Origin of the sequence: Streptomyces europaeiscabiei, assembly GCF_001550375.1 — a bacterium.
GTDB lineage: Bacteria > Actinomycetota > Actinomycetes > Streptomycetales > Streptomycetaceae > Streptomyces > Streptomyces europaeiscabiei.
The window spans coordinates 1-7,511 of record NZ_LRTR01000538.1; the positions used below are offsets into that span (position 1 = coordinate 1).

The window sequence follows — 7,511 nt, forward strand, 5'->3', positions numbered from 1 at the left end:
CGCCGGCCGCCGAGGAGGAGGCGCTCGCGGCCACCGTCGGCGGTGACGTCGGGGACGCGCTGCGGCGCCTCGCGCCCGAACTCAGACAGGTACTGCAGGCCATGGTGCTCGACGGGCTGTCCGTCCGGGAGACCGCGGTCCTGCTCGGCGTGCCCGAGGGCACGGTCAAGACCCGCGCCCGCCGGGCCCGGACCGAGATGCGGAGGGCCCTGGCATGAGCGTGGAACACGCGTCGACGCGGATCATCGACGGTTACGCGCGCGGCGACACGGACATCGGCGCCGACGAGGTGTGGGCCCTGGAAGCCCATCTGGAGGTGTGCCGGGTCTGCCGGGACCGGCTGTCGGCCGCCGCCACGGCCGACGCGCCCGCGGTGACGGCACTGGTCGGCGCCGTCTGGTCGGACCTCGCACCCCGGCTGGCCGCCACCCCCACGATGCCCCGCCACCGGCGCTGGTCGGCACGGCTGTCGAGGTGGCTGACGCCCACGATGGTGCCGTGGGTGGCCATGGTCATGAGTGTCACGCTGCTCGCGCTGCTGCTCGACCTGGCCGACACCGGCACGGGCTATGGCTTCGGCTCCGGTTCCGGCGAGGTGTCGCTGGTGCTGCTGCTCGCCCCCGTCCTGCCCGTGCTCGGCGTCGCGGTGTCGTGGTCGCGCGGCCTGGACCCGGCGTACGAGCTGACGGCCTCCGTGCCCAGGGCCGGGCTTCCCCTGGTGCTGCGGCGCACCGCGTCCGTGCTGGCCGTCGTCGTGCCCGCGCTGCTGGCGGGCGGCTGGGTGACGGGGGTGACGGCCGCGCAGTGGCTGCTGCCCTGTCTGGCGTTCACCTCGACGACCCTGGCGCTCGGCGGCGTCGTCGGCGTGACCCGTGCCGCCCTCGCGCTGATCGCGGTGTGGGCCGCAGTGGTCGTGGCGCCGGCCCTGGCCACCAGCCGTACGCCCGTCGCCCTGCAGACGGACGGACTGCCCGTCTGGGGCCTGATCCTCACCCTCGGTATCGGTGTCGTGATCGCCCGCAGGGGCGCCTTCGCCGTGCTGGGAGCCCATCGATGACCAACCGGAAGGAACACCAAGTGATGTCCGCGGTGAGCGCGGCCGACCTCGCACCCACGCCCTACGCCTGGGAGATCCGGGCCACGGGGCTGAAGGTGCGGGTAGGCCGGAAACGAATGGCCGTCGACGGGCTCGACCTGTCGCTCGGCACCGGCGTGCACGGCCTGCTCGGACCCAACGGAGCCGGCAAGACCACCCTCATCCGGGCGCTGGCCACCGTGCTGCGCCCCGCCGAGGGCACCCTGGACCTGCTCGGCGAGTCCGCGGGCGGCCTGGGCGAACACCGGGCGCTGCGCCGCCGGATCGGCTATCTGCCGCAGGAGTTCGGCTACTACAAGCGCTTCACGGTGCGTGAGTTCGTCGAGTACATGGCGTGGCTGAAGGAGGTTCCCAGGACGGACATCCCCGCGGCGGTGCAGCGGGCGGTCGAGCGGGTCGGCCTCGCCGACCGCGCCGACGACCGGATGAAGACCCTGTCCGGCGGCATGGTGCGACGCGTCGGCATCGCCCAGGCCATCGTCAACGACCCGGCGATCCTGCTCCTCGACGAGCCGACGGTCGGCCTGGACCCCGCCCAACGGCTGCGCTTGCGCCAGCTGTTGCAGGAGCTGGGCACGGACACCTGTGTGGTCGTCTCGACCCATCTGGTGGAGGACGTCGCCGCCGCCTGCACCGACGTGGTGCTCTTCGCCGAGGGCCGGCTGGTCTTCCAGGGCACCCCGGACGAACTGGCCGCGGCGGGCGGACCCGAACACGTGGGCGACAGCCCGCTGGAGCGTGGCTACTCGGCGCTGCTGCTCGACCCCCGGCAGGAAAGGGGCACCTGGTGAACGCCCGTGTCCTGCGCATCGAGTTGAGACGTTCCGTCGCCCCGTGGGCCGGCGCCGTGGTCCTGACGACCGCCCTGACGTTCCTGTACCTGCTGAGCGGCCCGTGGTGGAAGGGCACCGCGCTGTGGACGACCCAGTGGACGTCCATGGCCCTGTGGACCCGGTTCCTGCTGGTCTTCATGTGGCCGCTCGCCATGGCGCTCGGAGCCCTCCAGGGGCTGCGTGACCACCGTTCGAAGATGGCCGAGCTGCTGACGAGCACACCGCGACCCGCCCTGCATCGAGCGGCCACGACCGCGGGCGCGACGGCCGTCTCGCTGGCCTCGGCCTTCGCGTTCCTCGTCCTCCTGGGCGCGGTCCAGGTACTCGGCGGCGCCGAGTACAGGCACCTCGGCTGGCTGCCGATCTCGCTCGTCGGCGGATTCGCCCTCGTCGCGGGCGCCCTCCTCGGCATGGGGATCGGGCGGAACCTCCCCTCCCCGCTGACCCCGCCCGTGCTGGCCGTGGCCGCCTTCGTCTTCGTCAACCTCCTGCGGCTGTCGACGGACTCGGGAGCGCCGACGTCCGGGGTGCCGACCCAGGTCGCGCTGCTGTCACCGGTGGTGGACGAGGTACGGGACGTGTTCCTCACGCTCTCCGCCCCCGTGCACCTGGGCCAGACGGTCTGGCTGCTCGGCATGGCCGTGACCGGCTTCGCGCTGCTGGCCGCCGTGTCCCCGCGCGCCCGCCTGCTCGCCCTGGCCCCCGTCCTGGCGGGCGCGGCGATCGCCCTGCTCCTCCTTCCCGCCGACCCGCGCCGGGCGTACGTCGTCGACGAGGCCGCCGCGGCCCAGGTGTGCGACGGCCCGGTGTGCGTGGCGAAAGCGCACCAGGAGCGCCTCTCGGGCCTCGCGGGCCCCGGAAAGAAGGCGCTCGGCCTCCTGCGGAACGTCCTCGGCGGCGAAGCGCCGACGTCCGTCCGGGAGAGCACCGTCCCACGGGAGGTCTTCGACCCGCCGGAGCGGTCCCGCACGGCCGTGCTCGTCGACTTCGACGACAGCGTGATCGCCGACGCGAAGGGCGAGGAACTGACCCGGGCCCTGCTCGCCCAGGGCATGGCGCCGGTCTGCTTCGCCCGCAGCGCCAACGAGAGCGGCACGCTCGGCGAGATCGCCGCGCAGAGCGTCGTGGCGGGCTGGGTCCTCGGAGACCTCAAGCCGTTCGGTGGGGCCCTGCACGCATCGAGCGACCAGCTCGACATGGCCCGCCCGGTGTGGACGGAACTCAAGGCACTGCCATGGTCCGACCAGGTGGCGCGCGTCAAGGCGGCCCACACCGCCGCCGCCACCTGCGAAGGCGACACGCTCGACATACTGGACGGCGGTACGGCCCGGTGAGATGGCTGACCCTGTACGCGCGCTCCCGGCAGGTACCCGCGTCGCTCGCCGCGGTGGTGATCAGCACGGTGACGGTGTGGGCACTCGCCGCCCGGGACGGCGGCGGGGGACCGGGCGATCCGAAGCTGCCCGTGTTCGTCCTCGTCGCGGGAGTGACGGCGGCATCGATCGGGCTCGGCGGGCAGGACCACGCGCTGGACCGCACGGCCTCGATCAGCTGGCGGCCCCGCAGGGCGGCACATGTGTTGCTCATCGGCGCGGTGGCATGCGCCGTACTCCTCGCGGTGCAGACGGTGGGGGGCGAGGACCTGGCCACCACAGCGTTCGTCGTCCGCGACAGCGCGGGGCTGACGGGCCTCGTCGCCCTCGGGGCGGTGGTGTGCGGGGCGCAGTACGCGTGGACCCTGCCGATCGCCTGGCTGTCCTTCTCGGTCTTCGCCCCGCCCCCGACGAGTGTGCCGATGCGGGCGGTGACCTGGATGCTCATGCCGCCCGGCACCCCGACGGCCACCTGGACGGCCCTGATCCTCGCGGTCGCTGGCACGACGGCCTACGCTCTCGCGGGCCCGAGACGGTAGCGGTTCATCCGTAACGGTTCATCCGTAACGGTTCATCCGTGGCGGTTCAGATCCAGGTGTCGAGCCACATGCGGATCTGCCAGTCGGGATACGGGATCGTGTCCCCCGTGTAGATGGGGAAGAAGTGGATGAAGTTCCAGGCGATGAGCAGGACGAGTGTGCCCGCCGCCACCGCTCCCCGGGTGCGGCGTTCGGCGCTCGCACCCGGCGGGCCCAGCAGCGCGCCCAGCGTCATCGCCACGGCCAGACACAGGTACGGCACGAAGACGACGGCGTAGAAGGAGAAGGTCGTGCGGTCCTGGTACAGGAACCACGGCAGATACCCCGCGCCAACGGCGCACAGCACGGCGCCCGCACGCCAGTCGCGGCGCAGGGCCCACCGGAAGAGCAGATAGACCAGGGCGCAGCACGCCGACCACCACAGCATCGGCGTGCCCAGGGCGAGGATCGCCTGCGAGCAGCCGGTGATCGCGTGGCAGCCGGCCTCCCCGGGTTCGGGCGACTGGTAGGAGAACAGCACGGGACGGCCGAGAACCAGCCAACTCCACGGGTTGGACTCGTACTTGTGGAACGTGTCCAGTCCCACGTTGAACTGGTACACGCCGTACTCGTAGTGCCACAGACTGCGCAGCGGTGCCGGTATCCACGACCAGGCGCCACCACGGCCGTCCGCCCAGTGCCGCCCGTAGCCGTCGTCGGACAGGAACCAGCCCGTCCACGTCGTCACATAGGTCACCACGGCGACCGGGAAGAGGGACAGCACCGACGGGGCGAGGTCCTTGCGGAGCACCGCCCGGTACGGGTGGCGTGCCCCCGCGACGCGGCGGGCACCGACGTCCCACAGCACGGTCAGGACCATGAAGAAGGCCAGGAAGTACAGGCCGTTCCACTTGGTCGAGGCGGCCAGACCCAGACAGACGCCGGCCGCGAGCCGCCAGGGACGCCATCCCGTCCCGGCGCGGTCGCCGGTGTCCCGGTCCGGGCCGACGTGACCGTGCCCGCCCACCGGCAACGCCGCCGCGAGCCGCCCCCGCGCGTGGTCACGGTCGATCAGCAGGCACCCGAAGGCCGCCAGTACGAAGAACATGACGACCAGGTCGAGCAGAGCGGTGCGGCTCATCACGTAGTGCAGGCCGTCCACCGCCAGCAGTGCGCCGGCCAGACAGCCGAGGAACGTCGAACGGAACAGACGCCGTCCGATGCGGCACAGCATCAGCACCGACAGCGTGCCCAGGACGGCCGTCATGAAGCGCCAGCCGAACGGGTCGAGGCCGAACATCCACTCACCGACGGCGATCACCCACTTGCCCGTCGGAGGATGCGCGACGAAGCTCCCGGTGTCGGAGAGCGGGATCACCTGGGGGTCGGCCAGGACCTGCGGGTCGGCGACCTTGCGGTCCGGCCAGGTGCCCTCGTAGCCGAGCCGCAGCAGGGACCAGGCGTCCTTGGCGTAGTAGGTCTCGTCGAAGGCGAGTTCGTGCGGCCGGTCGAGGCGCCAGAAGCGAATCGTTCCGGCCAGCAGGGCGACGAGCAGCGGCCCCAGCCAGTCCATCGCCTTCACGAGACGGTACGCCGCCACCGGGCCGAACCCCACCCGCTCCCAGAGCCCGGTCCCCGGCTCCGGGAAGGGCGGGACCAGGCGTTCACGGATGTCGCTCCGGGGGCGCCCGGCGTACCCGAACAGGCGCAGACGGTCGTTCCAGCCGGTGGGCGCCGTCGTCGAACGGGTGCCGTGGAGCATCGCGGTGAAGAAGTCCTTTGAGAGCGCGGGCGGTGCGGTGCCGGTGATCGTCCGGCCGAGTCCGGGGTGCGCCCGGAGGCTAGCAGGGCCACACCGAAGCCGGTCGACCGCCTGCCGCCACCCGGAGCGCGGCCGGAGGCCGAATTCGTCGGTGCGCGGCACCGCCCCGTGGTGGGATGCGTCGCATGAGCGAGACACTGCGGGCCCGTATCGAGCGGTACTACGCCACCGTGCCGCTGCTGTTCGCCGACGTCGAGGAGTTCGGCCCGCTGCGCCTGTTCGTGCGGAAGGAGCCGGGCGCCCCCTACTACGGCGGGCCGGGCCATGCTCAACCTGCTGCGGGGAGGGGCTCGACGGTCACGGCCGCCGACATCGAGCGCGTGCGGGCCCGGCAGCGCGAACTGGGTGTGCCGGGAGCGTTCGAGTGGCTGGCCGAGTCGGCGCCGACACTGCGAACCGGGATCGAGGCCTGCGGTCTGACGGTCCTCGAACGCCCGTTGATGGCACTGGATCCGCATCATCCGGTCGACCCGCGGCCGCTGCCGGACGGTGTGACGGTCCGTGCGCTGACAGCCGACGACCCCGCCCTGCCCGCCGCCCTCGCTCTGCCGCGGCTGGCCTTCGCCGACGAGGGCGTCGCGGTGGGTGCGGCGGGGCGGGCGGAACTGTCGGCGGTGGCCGAGGCGCTGACCGGGGACGGCACCGTGGCGGCGGTCCGCCCCACTGTCCGTGCCGGGCACAAGGCGCTCGTCGCCGCCGTCGGCCCGGACGGTACGCCGCTGGCCGTCGGCCACTACCACCCGGTGGACGGCACCACCGAGATCGGCGGCATCGGCACCCTTCCCACGGCCCGCCGCCGGGGCCTGGCCGCCGCCGTCACGGCCGCCCTGGTCGACCACGCCCGCGACCACGGCGTGCGCACCCTCTTCCTCGCCTATGCGGACGACACCGTCGCCCGCATCTACACCCGCCTGGGCTTCCGTCCCGTCGGCTGCACCCTTCTGATCGCCGACCAGCCCGCGCGGTCGTAGGCGTCGATCGCTCCGCAGGGGCACGACGTCGTGGACGTCGCGCCGCACTGAGCGCCCCCACCCCGTGCCCCTCCTGCCCCAGGACCTGGAGGTCAACCAGGACGGAGGGGCCGCGTGGCTGGGCCGTTCGCGGGTACTCGGGAGCGCGCCGAAAGGCCGGCCGGGCCGACGGGTACGGATGCGGAAGCGGAAGCGGAAGCGTTGCAGTCAGGAGAGGAGCGAAGGACATGGGACACGGTGGAGACGTCATCGCGGAACTGACCACGGACCACGGGGAAGTGGAGGAGATGTTCGGCGAGATCGAGGCGCTGCCCTCCGGGGACCCCCGGCGCAAGGAATGCGTGGACAAGGTCACCATCGAGCTGGTGCGTCACTCGGTCGCCGAGGAGGCGTACCTCTACCCGGCGGTCCGGGAGCACATCCCGGAAGGTGACGCGATCGCCGACCGGGAACTGGAGGACCACGCCGAGGCCGAGCGCACCATGAAGGCACTGGAACGGTGCGAGGCCGACGACCCGGACTTCGACCTGCTGATCGCCCAGCTGATGAACGAGATCAGGTCCCACATCCAGGACGAGGAGGACAACCTCTTCCCCCGGCTGCGCGCGTCCTGTTCGGCCGACGCCCTGAACAGCCTCGGTGAGAAGGTCCGCAAGGCCAAGAAGGCGGCCCCGACGCGGCCCCACCCGGCGGCCCCGGACACTCCTCCGGCCAACAAGCTGCTCGCCCCCGGCATGGGTCTCGTCGACCGGATGCGCGACGCGCTGACCGGCCGGGGAAAGGACGACTGACTCCTCGTACCGGGCGGGCTACTCGTTGAACCGTGGCCGTACCCGCCGACCGGGAGCGGTCTCGGACGGTCGAAGGGGCCGGCCGGGACAGCCGAGGCCGGCTGTCC

General features: G+C 72.5%; 8 protein-coding genes. 7 read left to right on the forward strand and 1 reads right to left on the reverse strand.

The features are described from left to right. The 5 genes from AWZ10_RS26590 to AWZ10_RS26610 form a co-directional block, all read left to right on the forward strand. On the forward strand, positions 1-218 hold a 218-nt coding region (locus AWZ10_RS26590), incomplete at its 5' end, for an RNA polymerase sigma factor (RefSeq protein WP_244172553.1). After that, positions 215-1,057 (forward strand): hypothetical protein, encoded by an 843-nt coding sequence (locus AWZ10_RS26595; RefSeq protein WP_060892195.1) that lies wholly within the window; start codon positions 215-217, stop codon positions 1,055-1,057. The genes AWZ10_RS26590 and AWZ10_RS26595, both read left to right, overlap by 4 nt. Beyond that, positions 1,054-1,887, forward strand: coding sequence for an ABC transporter ATP-binding protein (locus tag AWZ10_RS26600; protein WP_060892196.1), 834 nt, complete (start codon positions 1,054-1,056; stop codon positions 1,885-1,887). Before AWZ10_RS26595 ends, AWZ10_RS26600 begins: the two co-directional genes overlap by 4 nt. Further along, complete coding sequence (locus AWZ10_RS26605; RefSeq protein ID WP_060892197.1) at positions 1,884-3,263, forward strand: hypothetical protein; 1,380 nt, start codon at positions 1,884-1,886, stop codon at positions 3,261-3,263. Before AWZ10_RS26600 ends, AWZ10_RS26605 begins: the two co-directional genes overlap by 4 nt. Then, positions 3,260-3,841, forward strand: a complete 582-nt coding sequence (locus tag AWZ10_RS26610) for a hypothetical protein (RefSeq protein WP_060892198.1) — start codon at positions 3,260-3,262, stop codon at positions 3,839-3,841. The genes AWZ10_RS26605 and AWZ10_RS26610 overlap by 4 nt, the downstream gene beginning before the upstream one ends. A gap of 46 nt (positions 3,842-3,887) precedes the next feature. Here AWZ10_RS26610 and AWZ10_RS26615 read toward each other — a convergent pair whose 3' ends face one another. Then, positions 3,888-5,582 carry a dolichyl-phosphate-mannose--protein mannosyltransferase gene (locus tag AWZ10_RS26615; protein WP_060892199.1) on the reverse strand — a complete coding sequence of 565 codons (1,695 nt, stop codon included), beginning with the start codon at positions 5,580-5,582 and terminating at the stop codon, positions 3,888-3,890. A gap of 185 nt (positions 5,583-5,767) precedes the next feature. On the opposite strand from AWZ10_RS26615, the gene AWZ10_RS26620 reads away from it, so the two are divergent. Together AWZ10_RS26620 and AWZ10_RS26625 are read left to right on the forward strand one after the other, a co-directional pair. After that, a complete protein-coding gene (locus tag AWZ10_RS26620) occupies positions 5,768-6,613 on the forward strand; it encodes a GNAT family N-acetyltransferase (protein WP_408993002.1) in 846 nt (281 codons plus the stop codon). A gap of 227 nt (positions 6,614-6,840) precedes the next feature. Beyond that, a complete protein-coding gene (locus tag AWZ10_RS26625; RefSeq protein ID WP_060892201.1) occupies positions 6,841-7,404 on the forward strand; it encodes a hemerythrin domain-containing protein in 564 nt (187 codons plus the stop codon). The last annotated feature ends 107 nt before the right edge of the window (positions 7,405-7,511 follow it).

Coding starts and splice junctions, on each gene's coding strand:
- AWZ10_RS26595 (WP_060892195.1), top strand. CDS start 215: ATGAGCGTGGAACACGCGTCGACGCGGATCATCGACGGTTACGCGCGC.
- AWZ10_RS26600 (WP_060892196.1), top strand. CDS start 1,054: ATGACCAACCGGAAGGAACACCAAGTGATGTCCGCGGTGAGCGCGGCC.
- AWZ10_RS26615 (WP_060892199.1), bottom strand. CDS start 5,582: ATGCTCCACGGCACCCGTTCGACGACGGCGCCCACCGGCTGGAACGAC.
- AWZ10_RS26620 (WP_408993002.1), top strand. CDS start 5,768: ATGAGCGAGACACTGCGGGCCCGTATCGAGCGGTACTACGCCACCGTG.
- AWZ10_RS26625 (WP_060892201.1), top strand. CDS start 6,841: ATGGGACACGGTGGAGACGTCATCGCGGAACTGACCACGGACCACGGG.